The 21,761-nt window shown below is 52.8% G+C and carries 19 protein-coding genes; 9 read left to right on the forward strand and 10 right to left on the reverse strand.

The window, feature by feature from the left end; genetic code table 11:
• Window positions 1-67: 67 nt before the first annotated feature.
• A complete protein-coding gene (locus tag NHM04_RS09720; RefSeq protein ID WP_254263596.1) occupies window positions 68-1,315 on the reverse strand; it encodes a TonB family protein in 1,248 nt (415 codons plus the stop codon).
• A 136-nt stretch (window positions 1,316-1,451) separates the two neighbouring features.
• On the opposite strand from NHM04_RS09720, the gene NHM04_RS09725 reads away from it, so the two are divergent.
• The 4 genes from NHM04_RS09725 (at window position 1,452) to NHM04_RS09740 (ending at window position 5,149) form a co-directional block, all read left to right on the forward strand.
• Window positions 1,452-3,455, forward strand: coding sequence for a protein-disulfide reductase DsbD (locus NHM04_RS09725; protein ID WP_254263597.1), 2,004 nt, complete (start codon window positions 1,452-1,454; stop codon window positions 3,453-3,455).
• A complete protein-coding gene (locus NHM04_RS09730) occupies window positions 3,455-4,060 on the forward strand; it encodes a thioredoxin family protein (RefSeq protein ID WP_254263598.1) in 606 nt (201 codons plus the stop codon). Before NHM04_RS09725 ends, NHM04_RS09730 begins: the two co-directional genes overlap by 1 nt.
• Before the next feature lie 85 nt (window positions 4,061-4,145).
• Entirely contained in the window at window positions 4,146-4,736 is a 591-nt protein-coding gene (locus tag NHM04_RS09735; protein WP_254263599.1) for a DUF938 domain-containing protein, read from the forward strand.
• Window positions 4,733-5,149, forward strand: coding sequence for an MAPEG family protein (locus NHM04_RS09740; RefSeq protein ID WP_254263600.1), 417 nt, complete (start codon window positions 4,733-4,735; stop codon window positions 5,147-5,149). The genes NHM04_RS09735 and NHM04_RS09740 overlap by 4 nt, the downstream gene beginning before the upstream one ends.
• A 353-nt stretch (window positions 5,150-5,502) precedes the next feature.
• Here the strand turns inward: NHM04_RS09740 and NHM04_RS09745 are convergent, their stop codons facing one another.
• On the reverse strand, window positions 5,503-5,802 hold the full coding sequence (locus NHM04_RS09745) for a type II toxin-antitoxin system RelE/ParE family toxin (RefSeq protein WP_254263601.1): 300 nt from the start codon (window positions 5,800-5,802) through the stop codon (window positions 5,503-5,505).
• The gene (locus tag NHM04_RS09750) at window positions 5,799-6,080 is read right to left on the reverse strand and encodes a type II toxin-antitoxin system Phd/YefM family antitoxin (protein WP_254263602.1); all 282 of its coding nucleotides are present in this window, start codon (window positions 6,078-6,080) and stop codon (window positions 5,799-5,801) included. Before NHM04_RS09750 ends, NHM04_RS09745 begins: the two co-directional genes overlap by 4 nt.
• A gap of 274 nt (window positions 6,081-6,354) precedes the next feature.
• Here NHM04_RS09750 and NHM04_RS09755 point away from each other — a divergent pair, with 274 nt between their 5' ends.
• Entirely contained in the window at window positions 6,355-7,752 is a 1,398-nt protein-coding gene (locus NHM04_RS09755; protein WP_254263603.1) for a methyl-accepting chemotaxis protein, read from the forward strand.
• Window positions 7,753-8,211: 459 nt separating this feature from the next.
• Here the strand turns inward: NHM04_RS09755 and NHM04_RS09760 are convergent, their stop codons facing one another.
• The 7 genes from NHM04_RS09760 to NHM04_RS09790 all read right to left on the reverse strand — a co-directional run bounded on the left by NHM04_RS09760 (window position 8,212) and on the right by NHM04_RS09790 (window position 13,302).
• Window positions 8,212-8,874, reverse strand: a complete 663-nt coding sequence (locus NHM04_RS09760; protein WP_254263604.1) for a hypothetical protein — start codon at window positions 8,872-8,874, stop codon at window positions 8,212-8,214.
• Window positions 8,874-9,749, reverse strand: coding sequence for a nucleotidyltransferase (locus NHM04_RS09765; protein WP_254263605.1), 876 nt, complete (start codon window positions 9,747-9,749; stop codon window positions 8,874-8,876). Before NHM04_RS09765 ends, NHM04_RS09760 begins: the two co-directional genes overlap by 1 nt.
• Window positions 9,750-9,827: 78 nt before the next feature.
• Window positions 9,828-10,604 carry a toll/interleukin-1 receptor domain-containing protein gene (locus tag NHM04_RS09770; protein WP_254263606.1) on the reverse strand — a complete coding sequence of 259 codons (777 nt, stop codon included), beginning with the start codon at window positions 10,602-10,604 and terminating at the stop codon, window positions 9,828-9,830.
• A 139-nt stretch (window positions 10,605-10,743) separates the two neighbouring features.
• Complete coding sequence (locus NHM04_RS09775) at window positions 10,744-11,301, reverse strand: hypothetical protein (RefSeq protein WP_254263607.1); 558 nt, start codon at window positions 11,299-11,301, stop codon at window positions 10,744-10,746.
• Between the two features lie 173 nt (window positions 11,302-11,474).
• On the reverse strand, window positions 11,475-12,095 hold the full coding sequence (locus tag NHM04_RS09780) for a GTP pyrophosphokinase family protein (RefSeq protein ID WP_254263608.1): 621 nt from the start codon (window positions 12,093-12,095) through the stop codon (window positions 11,475-11,477).
• Window positions 12,096-12,191: 96 nt separating this feature from the next.
• The gene (locus NHM04_RS09785) at window positions 12,192-12,545 is read right to left on the reverse strand and encodes a hypothetical protein (protein WP_254263609.1); all 354 of its coding nucleotides are present in this window, start codon (window positions 12,543-12,545) and stop codon (window positions 12,192-12,194) included.
• Window positions 12,535-13,302 carry a toll/interleukin-1 receptor domain-containing protein gene (locus NHM04_RS09790; RefSeq protein WP_254263610.1) on the reverse strand — a complete coding sequence of 256 codons (768 nt, stop codon included), beginning with the start codon at window positions 13,300-13,302 and terminating at the stop codon, window positions 12,535-12,537. Before NHM04_RS09790 ends, NHM04_RS09785 begins: the two co-directional genes overlap by 11 nt.
• 800 nt (window positions 13,303-14,102) lie before the next feature.
• On the opposite strand from NHM04_RS09790, the gene NHM04_RS09795 reads away from it, so the two are divergent.
• The 4 genes from NHM04_RS09795 to NHM04_RS09810 all read left to right on the forward strand — a co-directional run bounded on the left by NHM04_RS09795 (window position 14,103) and on the right by NHM04_RS09810 (window position 21,757).
• Window positions 14,103-17,675, forward strand: coding sequence for a family 16 glycoside hydrolase (locus NHM04_RS09795; RefSeq protein WP_254263611.1), 3,573 nt, complete (start codon window positions 14,103-14,105; stop codon window positions 17,673-17,675).
• 229 nt (window positions 17,676-17,904) lie between these two features.
• Window positions 17,905-19,095 carry a BamA/TamA family outer membrane protein gene (locus NHM04_RS09800; RefSeq protein WP_254263612.1) on the forward strand — a complete coding sequence of 397 codons (1,191 nt, stop codon included), beginning with the start codon at window positions 17,905-17,907 and terminating at the stop codon, window positions 19,093-19,095.
• 760 nt (window positions 19,096-19,855) lie between these two features.
• Entirely contained in the window at window positions 19,856-20,494 is a 639-nt protein-coding gene (locus NHM04_RS09805; protein ID WP_254263613.1) for a hypothetical protein, read from the forward strand.
• Window positions 20,495-20,500: 6 nt separating this feature from the next.
• On the forward strand, window positions 20,501-21,757 hold the full coding sequence (locus NHM04_RS09810) for a flagellar assembly protein T N-terminal domain-containing protein (protein ID WP_254263614.1): 1,257 nt from the start codon (window positions 20,501-20,503) through the stop codon (window positions 21,755-21,757).
• Window positions 21,758-21,761: the final 4 nt, after the last annotated feature.

Genomic DNA, 21,761 nt, shown 5'->3' on the forward strand with positions numbered 1-21,761 from the left:
ATTGACGATGCCCAGAGTATAGCCAAGTTACCCGGCAAGGCCCGCTTTGCGGACCTTGCCGGGCGGGTTAACTTTGCTCCAGCATAAAGGTAATGGGAAAGACAAACTCAAAATGCTCGGCCGGTAGTGACTCCGGAATGGCCGGATAGGGCGCGGCCTTTTCAATGGCTTTTTCCACCGCGTCATCTAACTGTTTGTAGCCCGACTCCAGCAGCGGCTGCATTTCCACCAGCTCACCCTCGGCATCAATCACCACCGCCATCCGTACACTACCGGTTTGCTGCAATTTCATCGCGCGGCGCGGGTATTTTATTTGCGCGTGGGTCAATTGCACCAGCTGCGCAGTGTAGTCCTGCAGCACATTCAGCGACTCAGCAGAGAAGTTAGGCAAATCTTCTTCCGGCTCTGGCTCAGGCACAGCCGCTACCGGCGCGGGTTCAGGTGCCGCAGAGCTCGCGGCCGCCGAACTTTCTGCAGCCACTTGCGCTACATTGGCTGCGGTTGCAGCCTCGGGCAAAGCCGCCGGGGCGACGGCCAGAGCCGGGGCCACCAGTTCAACATCGGCATCGGGCAGCGCAGCAACACTGGCCAGCGCTTCACTGGATTGTTCTTCTTGCTCATCGTTTAAAGCGGCGCTGGACGTGCTTGCCGCTGCGGCCACTTCGGGCTCAACGGCAGGCTCAGGCGATTCCACTGCCGGCGCCAGCCAGGCGGCTACCGCTTCGCGCCTCTCGGGTGAAGGCTCAATGTGACGAAAACGCGCGACATCATCAGCGTTGGAGTTACCCAAAAGCGCCGCTTTAAAATCGGTACTGGGCGGTACCGAGCCTATCCACCCCAACAGCAATAAGTTAAAAAAGTTAGCGTCATCAATATCAGCCAGGGTGATGCCATTGAGGTAAATCAACACGCCGCTGGCATCGGTTTTTTCACTGATGCTCAGTACATCGCCGGTTCTTAGGCTGCCCTTTAACGTGTTAAAAAACTGAGCCAATGAGTCGGCACTGGCGCGCTGCAACTGAGGGCTGGCATTAATCGCGATGCTCTGCAAAAACAGGCGGGACAGTTTTCCGGCGGTCATACGGTCGGCGGTAAATTTAAACTCCATCGCGCGACTGCCCGCCGTGTTTATGACATCCTGCGCCGTAACCGCAAAACCCGGAACAAACAGGCCCATTAAAAAAGCTTCGCGCTCCAGCTCAACGTATGGCGCCACCCCCAAAGGGGCCGAGGCTGATCTGCCCTCTTGAGCCAAAGCGACAGCGCCCAGGGCCCACAACAAAGAGATCAAGAAAAGTCTGCTCAGTATTTCCATATCAGGCTCTAAAATTAGAATATTGGCGGCAGCGTATTATGCGTATTGGTTATTATCTTTTTATGACAGCACACTTTCGCCATCGCGTGAAAATCGCGCTACAGTAGCGGCTTATTCAGCGGGGTAAGAAATTTTTATGCGTTTGATCAAAGGCTTTACGCTGTTATTTTTTCTTTGCGTTTTTCCAACATTGTGCGCGGCGCAAACCGAGGCGTCGGGCGATCATGTGCGCGTGCGACTGCTGGCTCCAGAGCAACTCGCCGCCGGGCAAACCCACACGCTGGGTTTTTACTTCGAGGTAGACCCCCACTGGCATGTCTACTGGCGCAACGCCGGCGACTCGGGCGCGGCGCCTAAATTCAATATTCGCAGCGACAGCGCCAGCACTGGCGATATTCAGTGGCCCTTTCCCACTCGGCTGCCGGTGGAGCATTTAACCAACCTGGGTTACGAAGGCAATGTCGCCTACTTGTTTGAGCTGACCCCCAAGGCCGACGCAAAAACGATAGCGCTCAATATCGATTTGGAATGGCTGGTGTGCAAAATCGATTGCATCCCAGGCTTTGGCAGCATGACAACCGAATTACCCGTAGGCAGCGAAGCAAGCTGGAACGCGGAAGACAAAGCGCTGATAGAGCAATGGCAGGCGCGTATTCCCCAGGCGGCTGCCAACAGCCCCTGGCAAGCCGAGTCTTTACTGACCGGCGCGGATAACACCTTGCAACTTAGCCTGAACGGCAGCGGAGAAGCGCCCGAGGTATTTCCGCTGGACGGCGCGCTGCTGGCGGCGGCTAGCCCCGAACACAGCAGCACCGAAAACGGCTATCGCTATACCTTTAAGCGCCAACCGGGCGTCGACCTACCGGCCCACACCGGCTTTGTGATCAGCGACGGCGAGCAAGCCTGGCAGCTGGATAACGTCCCCTTAGGCAGTGCGCCACCAGCGCAGGCCAATCAACCGTTGTGGCTGTTATTAGTCGCCGCGTTTGTAGGCGGCGTTATTTTAAATTTAATGCCCTGCGTATTTCCGGTGCTGTCCATCAAATTATTTGGCCTGATTAACAGCGGCGCAGGCGCCAGTGCTCGCACCCGCGAAGGCTTACTGTACAGCGCCGGAGTACTGGCTACCTTTGCCGCCCTGGGCGCCTTGCTGCTGGCACTGCGCGCCGGTGGCGCGGCCATTGGCTGGGGCTTTCAATTGCAATCCGCGCCCGTGGTGCTGGGGTTAATTGTTTTATTCTGGCTGATGGCGCTGGCCTTTAGCGGCGTGTTTGAGTTCGGCCACCGTTTAATGCAAATGGCAGGCTCCGCCTCGGGCGGCTCGTTTGTGACCGGGGTACTCGCCGTGTTTGTCGCCGCGCCTTGCACCGGCCCGTTTATGGGCGCTGCCCTGGGCGCGGCGGCCGTGCTGCCAGCGGCCTCAGCCATGGCGATATTTTTGGGCCTGGGGGCTGGCCTTGCCGCACCTTTCTTATTGCTGACCTTGTCACCGGCACTGCTCGCTCGCCTACCCCGCCCCGGCCCGTGGATGGACACTTTGCGCCAGCTGTTCGCCTTTCCTTTATACGCCACCGTCATCTGGCTGCTGTGGGTATTGGGCCAACTGGCGGGCGAAAGCGGCTGGCTGCTGGGCAGCAGCTTGTTACTGACCCTGGCGTTTTGCCTGTGGCTGGGTGGTAAAGGCGGAAAGCTCTGGCGCCTGGTGGCATGGGTGCTGGCGCTGGCCGCATTGGTAGTCACCTTTGCCCGCTTAGCGCCCAGCGAACCTGCCACCACCGCAGGTGATGGTATCTGGCAGGGTTACAATGCCGAATTAATCCAGCAGGCCCGCGCCGACGGCCAAGCGGTGTTTATCGACTACACCGCCGCCTGGTGCATTACTTGCCAGGTGAATAAAAAGCTGGTGCTGAATACCGAACACACCACCGAGCTGTTTAAGCAGCACAATGTGCTTGCCATTCGCGCCGACTGGACCCGCCACGACCCGGCTATTACCCAGGCGCTGAGCCAACTGGGGCGCAACTCCGTACCTGTTTACGCCTGGTATGCGCCAGGCGCCGAATCCGCCCAGCTCTTGCCGCAAATTCTGCAAGAGCGCATGATTAACGACCTCTTTAAAACCTCAACAGGAGATCAGTGATGAACATCATCAAGCAAGGTTTACTGGCTAGCGTTTTATCCCTACCCGCTCTGGCATTCGCCGTTGCCACCCCGGGCGAGCCCGCACCGGATTTTTCCGAAACCGACGCCGCAGGCGACACCCACACCCTGGCCGACTACCAAGGCGAATGGCTGGTGCTGGAGTGGTTTAACAAAGACTGCCCCTACGTGCGCAAACACTACGGCAGCGACAATATGCAATCGCTACAAGAGAAATACACCGCCAAGGATGTTAACTGGCTGACAGTGATTTCCTCCGCCGAAGGCAAGCAAGGTTACTTGGAGCCCGACGAGGCCCTAGCCGAAGCCAAGGCCCACAATATGCACAACAGCGCCCCGCTACTGCTGGACCCGGACGGCAGCATGGGCCGCGCCTACGGCGCCAAAACCACACCGCATATGTACATAATCAACCCCGAGGGCACCCTGGTATACGCCGGCGCCATTGACAATAACGACTCCGCCAACCCGGCGGTTATCCCCGACTCAAAAAACTACGTAGTCGCTGCGCTGGATGCGGCGATGGCAGGTGAGCCGGTGGAAGAGCCATCCACTCGGGCGTATGGGTGTAGTGTTAAATACTGATGTCTGATGTCTGATGTCTGATGTCTGATGTCTAAATTATTTGGCCACTTTTCATTGAGTGGCCGCTCTTTTTTATTGTGAATTTATGTCCCTACCTTTTTCTCAAGCCTGCGAAAACAACAAAGATCCAATCCTTGCCATTTTAAAATCGGCGTTTGCCAAATCCAGTCGAATTCTGGAAGTGGGCTCGGGCACCGGTCAGCACGCGGTTTACTTCGCGCCCAATCTGCCGCATGCAATCTGGCAGACCAGTGATCTGGAAATTAATCACGCCGGCATCAACCAGTGGATAAACGCCGAGCCCAGCGATAACTTACATCGGCCAGTGGTATTCGATTTATCCACCCCCCAGTGGCCGGGTGAGTTTAATGGCGTTTACTCGGCCAACACCGCGCATATTGTCAGCTGGCCACTGGTGCAAAACCTATTTCGCGAAGTGGGAAAGCATTTACCCCCAGGTGGCGTTTTTGCGTTGTACGGCCCCTTTAATTACGGCGGCAAATACACCAGCGACAGCAACGCCGCGTTTGATCAAATGCTGCGCGAACGCGACCCGGCCAGTGGCATTCGCGATTTTGAAAACCTTGAGGCGTTAGCAAACGAAAGCGGCTTAACGCTAAAAGAAGACTGCGCCATGCCCGCCAACAACCGTTTACTGTTATGGAGCAAAACATGAACTACGACTACAGCGTTACCTTTATCGGCTTTTTTATCGCGTTACTAACGCTTTTTGTCCAATCGATTATCGCCGCTGGCAGCAAAGCCAAACAACCGGGCGCAGTACCGGGCAAAATCAGCGACAACTTATCTCACGACTCGTTTGTATTCCGTGCCCACCGCACCTTTATGAACTCGCTGGAAAATATGCCGCTGTTTATCGGCAGCGTATTGCTGGGCATTTTTGCCGGAGCCCACCCGCGCTGGTTAGGCGTGGCAGTAATGGTCTACGCATTTGCCCGCATCGTGCATATGATTCTTTACTATGCTATTGCGACCGAGAAAAACCCCAGCCCGCGTAGTTACTTTTTTGGGATTGCGTTGTTGGCACAGGTTGGGATTTTGGTTTTGGTAGGGGTTGCGGTGGTTTGAGGTTTGGTTTTTCAGCACTTACTTAGTACTGAAGTTTTCCTTTTAGTATGCCCGTGTCGCCGGGCGGGCGAGCTACTTCTTTGGTGAGCAAAGAAGTAGCCAAGAAACTCACCCCGGAGATCCCGCCCTTCGGGTTCCCTCTCTCCAACCCGTTTTTGCGGGCCACATCGACAGGCCATCCCAGGCCAGACGATGCTTGTGCGCACGTCCTGTGCGCGTACCCCCAAAAAGCAGGCCTCCGTTCGGCTGACTCTACGGGGGCCAAAAGCAGCACTTCGTAGCAACCTCCCGATAGCCAAATTCACAATTCAAGACCTGCCCCTGGTCCCCTGAGAGCAAATCGAATGCTAAGACTAATTTTCGTCGCCAAGCTCGGACATTCGCAGTAATTGACTGCTGCGTCTTACGGTCAGAATATCAATTTGGTCGCTGACACTGTAAATAATCCGATAGGCTCCAAACATCACCTCCCTGATGCGTCGCCCACCTACTTCGGGAACGACGCGGCCGCTTTGAGGGAAGTCCGACAGTCGCTCCACAGTGTTGAATAAGCCCTCCACCCACTCAACCGCAGCATCCGGTTTATCTTCCGCTATATACCGGGCGATATCCTCAACACGCTCCAAGGCAAGTGGGGACCAAACGACCTTCATTTTTGCAATGTGCCCAGTATCCGCGATTTAGCATCTTCATGGGACATACCCTTCCCACTTGCTATCTGCTCCTCGGCTTTGTAAATCTCCTCAAGCAGCTCAAGACGCTCTTGCATTTTCTCGTATTCCTGCACATCAATCAGTACAGCAACCCCCCGCCCCCTCTGTGTTAGCACCATGGGGCGGCGGGTTTCATGAATCTGTTTTACAAACGTAGCAACACCCGCCCGAAACTCTGAAAGAGGGCGAATATCTTCATCAACACGAACTCTTGACATGGGGCCACCTGCGTACACCTAAATGTACATTAAAGCGTACTCTTGATTGAATTGGTTAGCAAGGTCAAACAGTACCGATTCAAGGCCCCCCACACATTTGACACTCACTCCGCCGGTCTAAACTTGGGCCGGGCGCACTAAGTTGGCGCATTTTTCTCCATCAGATCTGTGCCTTTTTGATGTGGCGGGCCAGGGTGCGGGGCTCTTGGCCAATGGCACTTTAATTGCTTTGCTTCACCCCCTGATAATCACTCGAATTCGGGAGAGCCGAGCTATGGGAAGCTTTGGAAGATCTTGGGGGCGTGATCGGTCTGAGCGAGAGTTACAGAAAATTCTACAGGGCAGCGATCTAACCCTGCGGCTTGAGGCGTCCGACCCCACCAGTCGCTTTGCCGATGAGTTTATGGATCGGCTGCAGAAGCGGCTGGGGCAGAGTGTTTCCGCAGCGGTCACCATCGCCGGCCAAGCGCCAGTGTTGGGCCGTATGGCACAAAGCACCGCCACCGCCGGGCGGGAATTGAGCCAGGCGGCTGACACCATCGCCAGTACCAGCGAAGAGGTTTCCACCACACTCGCGTCAGAGCTGGTTCCGGGGGCCAACGATATGGCCCGCCTATCGCGGGAAGTGGCCGGTTCGGTACGGCAATGCGAGACCGGCGTCGACCAGGCGCTCGGCCACTTCGGTGCCATCAATCGCAGTGAAAGGGACCTGGAAGGCGCCATCGGCACTCTGCAAACCCAGCTCGAAGAAGTAACCAAAGTCATAGGCGTGATCGCCGAGATATCCAAACAGACCAACCTGCTCTCGCTAAACGCCGCCATCGAGGCCGCCCGCGCCGGGGTGCACGGCGCCGGCTTTGCGGTCGTGGCCGAGGAGGTCCGCCGCCTGGCGCAACACGCGACCGAGTCCACCGATCAGGTATCCGACATCGTTCAGCAGTTTCGCGCCGACATGACCCAATTAACCGATGCCGGTAGCCAAATGCAGCAAGCGGTGTCAGCCGGTGAAGCGGGCGTTGAGCAGATGCGCACAGAACTCGGCAAAGCGCGCTCGGCCATGGACGACTTGGACACCCGTGTCAGCTCTATTGCTTCGGGCACCGAGCAAATCGGCGCAGCCGTATCAGCGATGAACAGCGATGTGCACACCGTCGCCGACGCGGCCGGTGAACTGCTAAGCAACGCCGAGCAGATGGGTGAAACCAGCGCCGCAATTCACGACCAAAGTAACCACCTGCTGGAAGGTCTCGGCGGCTTTCATCTGGACTTGCACAAACAGGCACGCGAAGCCGTAGTTCGCCTCGCACAGCAGTCGGCCTTGCGCACCGGCTCAGAGGCGCAAGCGGAGCGCGAGCTGGAACAGGCCCTGGCCAAAGACAAACGGTTTGAACTGCTCTACCTGGTGGGGCGTGACGGTAAACAGCTAACCGCCAACTGCTTCGCGCAGGACCTAAACCACCTGGACGGCACACAGGCGCGCGGCAAAGACTGGCGACAACGCCATTGGTTTAAGGCCGTGCTGGAAAGCAAACAACCCCACATCACCGACGTTTATCGCTCGGCAGCAACCGAAGCCTTTTGTTTCACCGTGGCGGTACCCGTTCTCGATGAGCGGGGAGAATTGGTGCGTGTGCTGGGTGCTGATCTGAGGCTTTCGGCGCTTACTTCCTGATTTGCATTTCTGTTGTGTTGCTGCAGTTGATAGCTTGATTCTGCATTAACCAACGAGTGTTATCGTTGGGAAAGCAACCTGACATTGGGGGCAGGCTTAGTGCTGGAGTTTCTTTTTTTATATGCCCGTGTCGCCGGGCGTTGCGAGTTACTTTTTTCGGCAAAAAGTACCGCCGCCGTTCCTGCGCCTCCATGCGCCCACGGCATTAGTGATTCCCTTCACGTCAAAGCCGCGCCCCAACATCTGGCCCTGCGGGTCCCCTCATTCCAATCTATTTTAGCGGGCCGTATCGATAGGCCGTCCATGGCCTAGCGATACTTGCGCAAACGTCCTGTTTGCTTACCCGCTAAAATAGATTTCCATTCGGCCTAGATGTAAACGGGGCAAAAAGCGGCACTTCGTAGCAGCCTCTCGATAGCGAAATTCACAATTCAAGAACTGCCCCCAACTCGTCCCTTACTAGCGTCGATTCTCAACTTCCGTGACAGGGTGTTCACCAAGACTATCTGGAAGTTCTTCGATAAGCTCATTTGAATAATACTCCAAAACTATTTCCCCTTTTGTTAGTCTTTCAGTCCAATATCTACCTATAAGCTTTAACTTCGGTTTCTCCACTATCTTAAATACCGCTGTTCCATCATGCGGAATACTTCTTTCGCTCAAGCTTAATCTCGGCTTACTAGTATAAGAGTATGCTACGTTTTTAATTTGTCGATCTGGGTCAATTAGAAAACCTTCTGAGTAGGAAGAGCTTTCCATTTCACTTGTGCGCATCATGCAGCTGATGTGGAAGAAAGACTGATTTATAGTGAGCATTACAGGTATCGGAGGGGGCTTTTCTCCTGTATCTGGATTTTTCCAGTCCGAGTGTATAAAACCCAACCAGCTACCATTCAAGTTTGGGAAAGGAACAAGCCACCCTCTAAATAGTTTAAGTTTCCACCCCCACCTCACGAAAACTGCAACTATTAAAAGATCAATACTCACCACTTTGGGGACAAGCCCGAAAAAATCTTTAACCTTAGATAAGTCCAGCCCACCAAAGTATGCAAGAGAAAACCAAGCAACCGCTGATATGCCGACCAGCAAATATAAAGAGCTCTTAATCGTCACGTTACGCATTATTTAAAACCAAAATAATTCCAAGCCGCTTTAGCAAACTCACGCCCATCCGCACGAGTCCACTTTTGACCTGAATGAAATAGGAAAAAGCATTCGTTTACTTCGAGCCAACGCCCCTCATCTGGTTCGTCGCCCTGAAGATTATCCCAAATATAAAAAAGCATACCTCTTAACCGCTCCGTCCATATTGAGCGTGAAAACACTTCATCTGGACAGTTATATGCCAAACATTCCATAAAAAATGATGGTAATTCGCGAAACGTTCCATCCGCTGCCATTGCATTTTCAATTCGCTTTAGAAGGCGGGCTCCTTTTTTATAGGCATACCCGGTTGCATTATTCTTGGCTGTTCCTTTTTCCATTTGCTGGACAGGATAATTGACGATACTACTACCATCCTTTTTGAAAATCTTAGTTCCATCCCTCGTTCCATATTTCATGTAATAGCGATAGCTAAAACAAGGAACTACATCAGCATCGACTCGCGAAGAGCTTGAATTTATCTGTATCGCTGTAGAACCCGAAGAGTCCACTTGTCCAGGAAACTTAGCCGTCATTGCGGAGACAAGTTCACTTCTAAGTTTTGAAGGGGTCCAAATTCCTTCGTATGGCTGACCAGGGGGATGATTACCTTTTTCTGACTCACCCCAATATTTGACTTCTGTACATTCAACAGCTATATCCACATCGCTATCAGCACGAACATTTGTATTGTTAGCATAAGATCCTTTTGAGAATACCTTCAATGAACAGTTATTGAATGGCGCATGGGAATTAATCGCTTCTCGAATCATCCGCTCGGTTCTATCCTGCTTGTCCTTTTCTGTATTACTAGAAGGGCCTGTCCATCCGGCCAGCTTATCTTCAAGGCTCATTCTTCATCCTTTGTAAACGCTAACGCCCGCGTAATAGGTGCGAGCTTGCGAGCGTCCTAATTGACGCGCTTGTTAAGTTCATCTGAATGTTCTGACCAAATGTGCTTTATTGGCCGCAATACGCGCTTCAGCATAGAAGGCTCCCCCAAATGCAATTACTGCTGCGACAGGAATTGACCAAAATCCTATACCCCACATCATAGGTAGTTGAAAACCAAACCATGACTCAGAGTATGACGGAAGATGGAGCATTGTGACTAACGATAGAATGCCAACCGTCGCTGCTGTCACCTGTCTAATACGAAGCCTTTCCTGTGGAGTAAGGCCATACTTTATTGCACCCTGGCATCCAAGGCATACATGCACTCCATGCTGAAACGGAGTTGCACAATGTCCGCAGGTATGCATTTCAACTTGCGGTTCATGTGAAATATCTTGAGATTTTAGAACTGTAGTTTGGATGGCGTTGGCAACACGATTTGCATCACCGCTCCAAAGTTGAAACAACTTATCATTTAGAAGCGGAAATTCTTCAACTATTCCATCAATCTCGGTCTGAGTTCCAACCAAAATAGGAATAATGATTACTTTTCCGGACTTGGCTTCTAAATTAAGCACCGCCCATAGCTCTCTTTTTGGCCAGTGCTTGGCCATGAATGCACGGCTTAGAATAACCACGACAAAATCTGAGACTTTAAGTCCATCATTGACCCTTTCAGTGATGCTTTCTCCAGCGGATATCTCAGCTTCGTCGATCCAATAAGAAAGACCTCGCTGTGCCAAACAGCTAGCCAAAGGCCTAGCAACAGCGGTCTTATCTTCACTTGCGTGACATATAAAAATGTCTTTTTTCATATGATGCGATTTTCCTTGTTCCTAACGCCGCCAGAACACGGCAGCTCTGTAGTGGGTTGTTGCAAAACATCGGGATCAGGCCTTACATTTTACACCTTGATGTGAAATGTAAGGCCTGACACTCACCTATTATTAGGCATCAATCTTCGTCTGCTTCACCTATCTTCTGCTCGAGATCTAAAGTTGATAAAGCAAGCTGTAGATTATCAGCATCATAAACCCACTGTGTTCCATCTGAAAGTCGAACCCGAGCGACATACGTAACAGTTGTTAGCATTTCGGAAACATCGTTTTCAAACGCACGCCATTCCCCATTAACTCTAGTCACTCCCTCACCAAAGTCCTTGGGCTCTGTGTTCGCTAAATTTTTCATGTGTTGACCAAACACATCATAGAGTATAGTTCTGACTTGAATTGCCACTATCGAGCGCTTTACGTTTAACTCGGTAGTCCCCGAAAACCGGAAACTGCGATCTTTATAAACGATCTCCGTAGAATGAGAGTTGAGCTCAACAGGGGAAGTCGGATCATTGAATAGAATGCTTTCGCGGATCAGGGCAGACCCTTCATTGACCGTAACCCCAGATATTGAGAATGAAAATGGGCCGTCTTCCATGCGTTCAATCTCGTAACTTTGAGCTCTGGTACTGACCGCAAAAACTAAGCAAATGAAAATTAGGAATGCTTGATGTTTCATGCTTACTCTCTTTTTAGTTAGGACGCGAACACTTCAATAACCGGAGCAGCTTTGCTGCGTCCGGCGCCGAAGGCGCGTAGTTAATTGGCTTGTTAGAACCATTCCATGATGCAGCCAACTAAGCCTGTGCTAACAGCCACCATGAAAAAAATTGACCAGGTCAAGCATCGGGGTCAGTGTGGTTGCTTATACATTTCAATGACGCTGTTGATCCGAATAGATTGATCAAAAGTCAAAGACCTGACCCCGACTTTAGTGGAAAATTTCCGCCTAATAGGCTTCGGCACTTCGATCTTGGCCTTGTACCCTATGTCGTGTTCGATTTCTGCCCATGTGTGCTGTAAAATCGATCGGACCTGGATCTCAAACTTTAGCCCAGTGAATCCTTGGTATTCTAGCAAAGAAGCGCGATGCGGCTTCAATGAAACCACATAGTGCAACGAAAGGTAGCCGAAACGGTCAGGGTCCAAAACTGTTCGTTTATCGATAGAATTTTCGGAGTCGATCAGGAACTCTTCCTCGATTATCTTGGCAATATCATCAATCTCATCGGCATAATGACAAATGATTCTAAGGCCGACAATATCAGTGATGTCTGATATCGTGGAGTACTTATCTTTTTTCTGTATTTTTCTCTCGATGCTACTTCTTTCTTTGCCCCTCCCACTGATTGAGTGAACGTCTATATTGGACGCCGTGAGCAACCTTTTCAGAAGCGATTCCATCGTGCTCGAAAATGCAGCATAGATCATTTGTTTTTCGTCAAATTGTTGCAGCAAAGCTTCCGTGGTCAATCTTTATTCTCCATTTCGCATAACGCCGCGCTCTGCGGAAATTTGGGAGCGCCAGCGAGTAAATTTTCCGTCGCAGCGCTTTGTTATATTTCGATGTCACGAGGCCGCATCAGGTATTGAAGATTGCGTAGTCGGTTGCAACTTAGAAACTGACCTCGGGTTCAGTGCAATTTTCCACACCCCCATCAACATTCCAAGAACATCTACGAATAGCGCTGCTCCAGCCGCTGTTACAACTTGCACTGGAAAATCAGTACTATTGAATAGTATATAAACCGACACCACCATTACGGCTACAAGTAACACCACTGATGAAAACCCCATTACTAGCCTGAGAATGAACCACCATTGGTCGTGGGCTTTGGCTTGGTCAAATGTCTCACGCTCTTGCCTTAGCTGCTCTGAAGCACGCTCGACAATTACAGGGTTCAACTCTGAGTTATTGCTCATTGCGAACCCCAAGATCTTTTATCAGCTTGTGGAGATCGTCAATTTTCTTATTCAGCTCCTCCTTATTTGGCCTCTCCTTTCTCATGTAGAGAATAGACCCAAGCATTGTCGCCATAGAGCCAACTAAAAATGCAATAACCCATTCAAATTGTGAATAGTCAATTTTTGCAACCCAGCCAAGCAAGCCGACAGAAGCAATAAGTGCTGAAATTAAAGTAACTATCATTGATACAAAGAACATTTGACGAGTCTTAAACTTTTTAAACTCCTCATGCTCCATGCATTTCAATTTTAAAAATTCTCTTTCAATTTCTATATCAGCCACTTTGGCTTCTAAATCTTCTCTGGTGCTAGTCCTATGTTCGCTTTTAATTCCTTCAATGAGTTTCATCATTGAAGACTCGAAATCTTTTGATTTCGACATATCAAGATACAAGTAGTCTTTTAGAAAAAATGGTACTTCTGCATGCTTATCCAAAACTAATGGAATAAGCTTAACGTCCTTTCCTTTTAATCTATTACTGACAGCCAATGACATTTCGTGCTGAACCCATTGGCTTTTTTCAGAGTTTTTTGAAACAAAGAAAAGAACCGCATCGGAATCACTAATAGCCTGATTTATTGATGATTTTAGATTTGATCCTGTAGCAATATCAGTTTTATCATCAAAAACATCCAGGTCATGATGCACAAGATAATTTCGCACCATCTGGGCGATGTCGTTGTCTTCATATGAATGGCTTAGAAAGACTCTCATTCATGCTCCAAGAAATATAACAGCTATATCCATGAGTATCGTCATATACAGGCATTATGTGTATATCTGTTCCTATATATAGACATGTCTAAATATGAACATGCCCGAGACTTCAGGGGGCAGACGTTCTTTATTCGCAATTTCTAGCTAGCCTCTCAGGGCTCCACTGAAAAACAAGCAACTCGGAAACATTACAATGAAGGGCATGCGTCAATGATTAGATACTGCCCTGTTCTGTTCCCAGCCTCCTGGCTACTCCACCGTTTTATAGTTGTTTTGCGAGACAACAATAAACGCATATTTTGATGAGGAAAATAGTGCCATGGGCTAGCCCGTTTTGCAACGGGTTAACGTCGGACGTCAGATGTCTGACGCTAGAGCAAGGCTTCGCCTCTTTAGGCCCGATGGACTCAACTTACTACGAAGCACCGCTTTTTTGCCCCGTTTACATCTAGGCCGAATGGAAATCGATTTTAGTGGGTAAGCAAACAGGACGTTTGCGCAAGTATCGCCAGCGCATGGACGCGCTGTCGATACGGCCCGCTAAAATCGATTGGAATGAGGGAACCCGTAGGGCCAGATGTTGGGGCGCGGCTTTTGGGTACTTTTGGCCAAGACCAAAAGTACCTCGCAACGCACGGCGACACGGGCATACAGAAAAACCCGCTTCCAGCGGCACTAAACCAACCATCAAGAAAAGTAAAAACCCCTTTCTAACATCAATGAAAACGTATGCATAAAGTCCGCACCCCAGGCCGCCTGTGGCAAACTAAACGCCTAAAAATAAACAGGAGACCACCATGGCCCCTTATGCAACCCACACTCTGTTAGCTAGCTTTATCGCGGGCAGCGCTTTACTCAGCGCTTGCCAACCCGACACACCCGCCACCGAACAAAACGTGCAAAGCCCGCCGATGACGGGGCAGATGACAGCGTTTCGCTCGGTGCTGGACGGCAAGCCCCGCGTATTAACCCTGCGCCTGGGCGATGACTTAAGCCTTGCCTATGACACAGACGCGGGCACTTTATTTAAAGTGTGGGATGGCCAGGTGGAGTTTTCCGGCGCGGTGTACGACCAGAAGCACGGCCCCCAGCCTGGGACCCCGGGGCGGGATTACCTGAAAAATGAAAACGCGCGCTGGCAAGGCGACATTGAATTTAAAGGCCACCGCTTAAATGGCAACACCCCCACCCTGCTGTACGCGGGCGGCAACGTTAATATAGAAGAAACCCCCCGTTATCAGATGCAGGGGGAGCAGGCGGTGGTAACGCGCCAGTTTGTGGTAACAGGCGGCACGGCCAGCTTAAGCGGTTTACAGCTGCCGCAAAACCATTCTGTGAGTGGCGCGGGTGAGCTTAACGGCGACCGCCTGATTCTTAAACCCGGCACTACCGAATTAACCCTGCACTATTCGGCTCTGCCGCCACAAGCAGCGCAAGAACCACAATCGACCGAGGCCGAGCAACAACACCCAGGCGAAGCATTAATTGCCGGTAGCGACTGCGCCGCCTGCCACAACCCCGAGGTAAAAACCGTGGGGCCGTCTTACGCCTCCATTGCGCAGCGTTATATCAATGAAAGCGGCGCACGGGAGATGCTGGCACAAAAGATTATTGACGGTGGTGCGGGCAACTGGGGGCAGATCCCCATGACGCCGCACCCCAGTTTAAGCGCCGAAGACGCCGCCACCATGGTGGATTATATTTTCACCCTGGCACCGGCTGCCGAGCCCGTTGCCGACGGTGCAAACCCCATGGCGCAACCAGCGGTGGCGGTTAACTTAAAAGACACCACGCCCGAAATAAACCAAAAAACAGCGGGCGCGCTGTTTTACCTGCATTATTTTTCCGGCGACCAACCCAATGTGGATGTACTGCGCAACACACCCCCGGCGCTGGCGGCGCACAGTGCGCAAATTCATTTACCCGACATTGACGCCTTTGAACCGATTAAAGAGCGTTTTGCCTATCAGGTAAAAACCAACTTAAAGCTGGAAAAGCCGCTGCAAACCACCTTGCGCTTGGTGAGCGACGATGGCTCGTATTTGTATTTAAACGGCGAGCTTGCCATTAACCACTGGGGCTTTCACGGCCCCGACCCCATGGATGCCAACATCAATTTAGAAGCAGGCCTGCACCCGTTGGAAATTATTTATTTTCAGGGCACCTCGGGCGCGGCCTTATCGCTGCAATGGAAAAACCCCGCCACCGGCAAGTTTGAGTTAATCCCCGAATCCATGCTGGAGGTTACGCCCAATGACCTACGCACGGTAGAGCCGGTAGTCACCGACCCGGATATTGTGAAAACCGTGCCCGGGGATATGCGCGAGGTGGCGGGCGTGCACCCGTCCTTTGATTTGCATCAGGCGCGTCCGGAAGAATTTGAACCCATGGTGGGCGGGCTGGACTTTTTGCCCGACGGCCGCTTGGTAGTCTCTACCTGGGACCCGGAAGGTTCGGTGTATATTGTCTCTGATTGGGATGCGGCGCCGGAAAACATTCAGGTTAAACGCATCGCCCGCGGGCTTGCCGAACCCTTGGGTTTAAAAGTGGTGGACGGCGATATTTACGTGCTGCAAAAGCAAGAGCTGACCCGCCTGGTGGATGTGAATGGCGATGAAATTATTGACGAGTATCGCCTGGTAGCGAACGACTGGTCGGTAACCGGCAACTTTCACGAGTTTGCCTTTGGCCTGGAGTATCAAGACGGCTATTTTTACGGCGCTTTGGCCACCGCCATTTTACCCGGCGGCGCCAGTGCCGACCCGCAAGCGCCCGATCGCGGCCACGCGTTTAAAGTGAACAAAGACACGGGCGAAGTAAGCATGATTGCCTCGGGCCTGCGCACCCCCAACGGCATTGGTTTTGGCATTGACGAACAACTGTTTATTGCCGACAACCAGGGCGACTGGGTGCCGTCCAGTAAAATTATCGAGTTAACCGAAGGGGCCTGGTATGGGTCGCGCTCGGTGGATTTTGCAGGCACCGAAAACTTAACCGAAACCTTGCCGGTGGTGTGGCTGCCGCAAGATGAAATTGGCAACTCGCCGGGCGAGCCCGCGCCGCTTAACATCGGCCCCTACCAAAACCAGATGATTCACGGCGAAGTTACCCACGGCGGCATTAAGCGCGTGTTTGCCGAGCGCATTAACGGCCGCTTGCAGGGCGCGGTATTTCGCTTTACCCAGGGCTTAGAAGCCGGGGTTAACCGCTTGCAATGGGCGCCCGATGGCTCGCTGATTGTGGGTGGCGTAGGCAACCCCGGCAACTGGGCCCACGCCGGTGGCAAGTGGTATGGCTTGCAGCGTTTAAACTACAACGGCAATACCGCCTTTGAAATGCTAAGCGTTAGCGCGCGCAGCGACGGTTTTGAAATTACCTTTACCGAGCCGGTCGCTGCCGGGCAAAACATTACCGCCGAAGATTTTGAGGTTATTCAGTGGCGTTACGAACCCACCAGCGAATACGGCGGCCCGAAACTGGACAAAGGCCCGCTAAAAGTTGAAGCGTTTTCGCTGTCGGAAGATCGCCGCCGCGCGCAGTTTAAATTGGCCGGGCTAAAAGAAAACCACTTGGTGTATTTCCGCATTAAGCGCGGCTTTGTGAGCGAAAGCGATAACGAGTTGTGGACCACCGAAGCCTGGTACACCTTAAACGCGATTCCGGAAAATAAACCCGTTGCCATCAACACTGACTACCAGCCAAGTAATAACCGCTTAAGCGAAGCGGAAAAAACCGACGGCTGGCAGTTATTGTTTGACGGTAAAACCCTAGACGGTTTACGCAATTACAACAGCGATCAATTAGGCAAGCGCTGGGTAGTGGACAATGGCGCGCTGCATTTAACCGGCCGCACCGCCGCCGACGAAGGCTGGAAAACACCGGGTGGTGGTGATGTAATCATTACCCCGGCGCCCATGGAAAACTTTGAGCTTTATTTGGAATGGAAGCTGGCCGAAGACGGCAACAGCGGTATTCTTTATAAGGTAAAAGAAACGCCCGAGCTTGAGCACTCGTACCAGAGCGGGCCCGAGTACCAGCTGCTGGATAACCCGGGCCACCCGGACGGCAAAATAGAAAAACACCGCGCGGGCGATTTGTACGATTTGATTAAGTCCAAATTCGTGACCGTGCTGCCCGCCGGGCAGTGGAACCGCACCCGCCTGGTGGTGAACAACGGCAAAATCGAGCACTGGTTAAACGGCTATAAACTGGTGCAGGCGGATACCAGCTCGCCCGAGTGGCAGCAGTTAATTGGCAACAGCAAGTTTGCCGACTGGCCCGAGTTTGCCAATAACAGCGAAGGGCATATTGTGTTGCAAGACCATGGCGATAAAGTGTGGTTTCGCAATATAAAACTCAAACCGCTTTAGTCGCGTTAGTCGCTTAAATAGCTACTGCTCAATTACACTTTTGCGCCCCGTTAATCGGGGCGCGCGTATTTTTACTGGTTTATACGCTCTCTGCACGGTTGGCGTGGCGCCTCCGTCGGTCCGTTAGCGGGCGCGTTTTTCATCAAGATTTTGGGCACTTTTATTAGTAACTGGCTTATCCGGCTGTTAGTCGCTACCATTTACCATCCATGCGATACAAGGATAGGTTATGAAGCTTCCAGTCCCCATCAAAGCAGCAACCCTGTTGCTCGCCTGCAGCGCCTCGCAGTCTTACGCCATCAGCGAAGAATTTATCGACCCCGAAGACGGCATGCTGGATGCCAGCCAGTTTTTAAGCCAGCACATGCTGGGCTTTTTGCCCGTGCCCATCATTATTACCGAACCGGCCACCGGCAATGGCCTGGGGGTTATGGGTGTGTTTTTTCACGAGTCCGAGGCGCAAAAGCAAGGTAAGCAAACAACCGGGATTATCCCCGAAAACATCAGCGTATTAGGCGGGGCGGCTACCGAAAACGGCAGCAAGTTTGGCGGCGCCGGGCACATGGGTTTTTGGCGCGGCGATACCATTCGCTACAAGGGCGGCATTGGCTACCCGGATATGAATCTGGATTTTTACCGCATCGCCAACGTGGATTTGCAAAACCCCATTGAGCTGAACGTAAGTGGCCCGGCCATACTGCAAAAACTCACCTTTCGCCTGGGCGACAGCAAATGGTTTGCGGGCTTTTACCAAACCTACCAGCACATGGAAACCAAGCTCGCCGAGGATATTAATATCGACCTGCTGCCCGACGATGAGCTGAACGAAAAAGTCGAGGCTTTTTTGCAAAACCGTCTCAACATCAGCGAAGACACCTCGGGTTTGGGGTTGATTCTTGAGTATGATTCGCGCGACAACCCCATGAACCCCGAGGCCGGTTACAACTACCGCGCCCGCGCCGTGCGCTTTGACGACGCCATTGGCAGTGATTTGAACTACACCCAGTATCAATTTACCGGGCTTAATTACTGGAAGCTGAGCGACACCTTCAACCTGGGCCTGCGCCTGGATTACCAAAGCGTTGAGGCCGCCAGCGGCGAAACCCTGCCCCCCTACGCCCTGCCCGGCTTGCGCATGCGCGGTGTACCCGCCGCCCGCTACCAGAATAACCAGGCCTTTATCACCGAAATTGAAGCCACCTACAAACTGACACCACGCTGGCATCTTAAAGGCTTTGGCGGCGCGGGCTTTGTCGCCGACAGCTGGAGCAACCTAACCAGCGACGCCGAAGACGTAGAAAGCTACGGCACCGGGTTTCGCTACCTGATCGCCAAACGCTACGGCTTTACCATGGGTGTGGATGTGGCCTGGGGGCCGGAAGAGTCCGCTTACTACATTCAAGCCGGTTCCAGCTGGTAACCCATGGCGAAAGGGAAACTGATTCGCTGGAATGACGCCCGCGGCTTTGGCAACACATGGCTGAAATTGAATTTCAGCCTTTAATATGCCCGTGTCGCCGGGCGTTGCGAGTTACTTTTTTCGGCAAAAAGTAACCAAAAACCTCGCCCAACATCTGGCCCCTTCGGGGTCCCCTCCCTCCGGCCAATTTTAGCGGTCGGTCTAAACCGCACGTCCATGTGCGCTTAGACCTTTCGCGCTCACAGCCCAGGCTGGCCTCTCTGCTACTGCGTAGCATTCACCTTCTCCAGAGCGCTCAACCCCTAAAATCGGCTTCCGCTCGGCTCAGTTGTAAACGGGCGAAAAACCCAGCCGGCTCCACGCTTTCAGCTCTGGTAAAAAGTCAACTTCGCTATTAGCTGAGCCGAACCATTATTCACTACGAAGTGCCGCTTTTTTGCCCCGTTTACATCTAGGCCGAATGGAAATCTATTTTAGCGGGTAAGCAAACAGGACGTTTGCGCAAGTATCGCCAGCGCATGGACGCGCTGTCGATACGGCCCGCTAAAATCGATTGGAATGAGGGGACCCGCAGGGCCAGATGTTGGGGCGCGGCTTTTGGGTACTTTTGGCCAAGACCAAAAGTACCTCGCAACGCCCGGCGACACGGGCATATAAAAGAGAAGCTTTCGATTAACAGACCGTTTTTCAACGGTCAGCTAAACAATTCCAGCCACTGGCCGATACAGGTTCTATCGACGATTGATTTCAAGGACCCAGTATGAACCGCCGCCTGTTGCTCGTGACTTCACTGTTTTTATCAAGCCTGTTAAGTGGCTGCGGTATTATTGAATGCCAAATTTGCGGCGGCTATGACGCCAGTACGGCCAATGCCTCGGCAACGGCGTCGGCCAGCGCAACCGCCAGTACCAAAGCCCAAAGCACCACCACCTTATACCCTGCGCCCGTTACCATCACCGCGGTAGGCTATGGCGCGCTGGACCCGGCCCTTGCGGGTAACCCACCCCAACAAGAGTTAATGGCGCTGCGCGCCTCGGAAGTGGAAGCCTACCGGACCCTGGCCGAACGTGTGCGCGGTGTAGAGATTACCGCCGACACTCGGGTGGCGGACTTTTTAACCGAGCACGATCGTATTTACGCATTGGTGGACACCTTTGTGCTGGTTAAATCCCGCGTGATTAGCCAGGGCATTAACCGCAAGGGCTACTACGAAACCACCGTGGCCCTGTCACTGGATACGGATTTTTATCGCGACCCAATCGGCGCCATGCAATCGGACATTGAAAACTCGGGCACGGCGTACCACAAAGCCGCGCCAAAAGCCGAGCAACCCCGCACCGCGTCGGTCACCGCCAAGCACTTTGACATTGGCACTTACGCTCAACTGTCTAACAGGTAAATCGTTATGCTGCGCTCCTACGTTCACATAGCCACTTTTTTAGCCTTGCTGATCGGCGCGGCCGCCGCGCAGGCCGACATCATTACCGCACAGGGCAAAAGCAGTGTGGTGAACGGGGACGTTACCGGCGCGCGTCAGGCCGCCATCCGCGACGCCGCTCGCACAGCGCTGATGCAGGCGGGCTTTGATTTACGCAGCAGCACCAACGTGATTAACGTGACCGAGGTAAACGACCAGATTCGCGTGAGCACCCGCGGCCAAATTCAAGCCATGGATGTGATCGACGAATCACTGCAAAAAGGCATTTATCAGGTAACGGTAAACGCGGACATTCGCGATAGCAGCATTCACGCCGCCGAGTGCCCGGTGGCGCCCTACAGTAAATCGCTGCTGGTCACGGCGTTTAATAATCGCAAACCACAGTCGGTGCGCGTGGGCAAACTGTACAACGCCGAAAGCGCTATCGCGCAAACTCTGGCCGAACGCCTTTACCCGCAGCAAAACCTGGAGGTGCAAACCCAGCCCGAGCTGACCCTGGCCAGCGGCAACCGTTTGCTCAGTAACCACTACGAAGTGTTTAACGCGGTGCAACTGGTGGCCAGCCAATACCAAACCCAGTACGTGGTTACCGGCACCATTGAAGATATGTCTATGGCCAACCCGGACTACTTTCGCTACAACAGCCTGGGGCGCACGGGCAACCGCGTGGGCAGTACCCTGAAAAGCTGGGTGGGCGCCAACCCGGCGGACATTCGCGAGCGCCAGTTCAGTTTTCGCCTGATGCTGCACGATGGCGTCACCGGCACGCGCATTTTTGATAAAACCTACTCCACCCGTGGCCTGTGGGACGCGGACTACACCGCCGCCACCGGCTTTGCCAGCCCGGGCTTCTGGGCCACCGATTACGGCCAGGCTGCCGACAAATTGTTAAGCCAGGCCGCGCTGGAGCTGGGACAAAAAGCCCTGTGCCAGCCGTTTATGGCGCCGGTAAAAGTCTCGGCCCGCGACAGCCAGGTGTACGTACTGGCCGGAGCTAACAGTGGCGTCAACGTGGGCGACACCTTTAACATTTACGCCGAAGGCGAGGCGCCCTTTGCCAATATCGAGCACTTTGGCACCATGGCCTTAGCGCCCTCGGCCTACAAAAAGCTAGACCACACCAGCGCCCAGTTACAGATCACACAAACCTACCCCGGCTACAGCATCGGCACCTTCGATGCCCCCCTGCAGCCGTACCTAAGGTACATGGCCGTCGCACACTGAGGTA

The organism is Gilvimarinus sp. DA14 (genome assembly GCF_024204685.1).
In the GTDB taxonomy this organism is placed as follows: Bacteria; Pseudomonadota; Gammaproteobacteria; order Pseudomonadales; family Cellvibrionaceae; genus Gilvimarinus.

What these genes read in the sequence shown, in the direction of transcription:
- NHM04_RS09805 (WP_254263613.1), top strand. Translation starts at nt 19,856, where the DNA reads ATGAACCGCCGCCTGTTGCTCGTGACTTCACTGTTTTTATCAAGCCTG.
- NHM04_RS09750 (WP_254263602.1), bottom strand. Translation starts at nt 6,080, where the DNA reads ATGTCAAGAGTTCGTGTTGATGAAGATATTCGCCCTCTTTCAGAGTTT.
- NHM04_RS09740 (WP_254263600.1), top strand. Translation starts at nt 4,733, where the DNA reads ATGAACTACGACTACAGCGTTACCTTTATCGGCTTTTTTATCGCGTTA.
- NHM04_RS09765 (WP_254263605.1), bottom strand. Translation starts at nt 9,749, where the DNA reads ATGAGCCTTGAAGATAAGCTGGCCGGATGGACAGGCCCTTCTAGTAAT.
- NHM04_RS09775 (WP_254263607.1), bottom strand. Translation starts at nt 11,301, where the DNA reads ATGAAACATCAAGCATTCCTAATTTTCATTTGCTTAGTTTTTGCGGTC.
- NHM04_RS09770 (WP_254263606.1), bottom strand. Translation starts at nt 10,604, where the DNA reads ATGAAAAAAGACATTTTTATATGTCACGCAAGTGAAGATAAGACCGCT.
- NHM04_RS09790 (WP_254263610.1), bottom strand. Translation starts at nt 13,302, where the DNA reads ATGAGAGTCTTTCTAAGCCATTCATATGAAGACAACGACATCGCCCAG.
- NHM04_RS09755 (WP_254263603.1), top strand. Translation starts at nt 6,355, where the DNA reads ATGGGAAGCTTTGGAAGATCTTGGGGGCGTGATCGGTCTGAGCGAGAG.
- NHM04_RS09735 (WP_254263599.1), top strand. Translation starts at nt 4,146, where the DNA reads ATGTCCCTACCTTTTTCTCAAGCCTGCGAAAACAACAAAGATCCAATC.
- NHM04_RS09730 (WP_254263598.1), top strand. Translation starts at nt 3,455, where the DNA reads ATGAACATCATCAAGCAAGGTTTACTGGCTAGCGTTTTATCCCTACCC.
- NHM04_RS09760 (WP_254263604.1), bottom strand. Translation starts at nt 8,874, where the DNA reads ATGCGTAACGTGACGATTAAGAGCTCTTTATATTTGCTGGTCGGCATA.
- NHM04_RS09800 (WP_254263612.1), top strand. Translation starts at nt 17,905, where the DNA reads ATGAAGCTTCCAGTCCCCATCAAAGCAGCAACCCTGTTGCTCGCCTGC.
- NHM04_RS09810 (WP_254263614.1), top strand. Translation starts at nt 20,501, where the DNA reads ATGCTGCGCTCCTACGTTCACATAGCCACTTTTTTAGCCTTGCTGATC.
- NHM04_RS09720 (WP_254263596.1), bottom strand. Translation starts at nt 1,315, where the DNA reads ATGGAAATACTGAGCAGACTTTTCTTGATCTCTTTGTTGTGGGCCCTG.
- NHM04_RS09785 (WP_254263609.1), bottom strand. Translation starts at nt 12,545, where the DNA reads ATGAGCAATAACTCAGAGTTGAACCCTGTAATTGTCGAGCGTGCTTCA.
- NHM04_RS09725 (WP_254263597.1), top strand. Translation starts at nt 1,452, where the DNA reads ATGCGTTTGATCAAAGGCTTTACGCTGTTATTTTTTCTTTGCGTTTTT.
- NHM04_RS09795 (WP_254263611.1), top strand. Translation starts at nt 14,103, where the DNA reads ATGGCCCCTTATGCAACCCACACTCTGTTAGCTAGCTTTATCGCGGGC.
- NHM04_RS09745 (WP_254263601.1), bottom strand. Translation starts at nt 5,802, where the DNA reads ATGAAGGTCGTTTGGTCCCCACTTGCCTTGGAGCGTGTTGAGGATATC.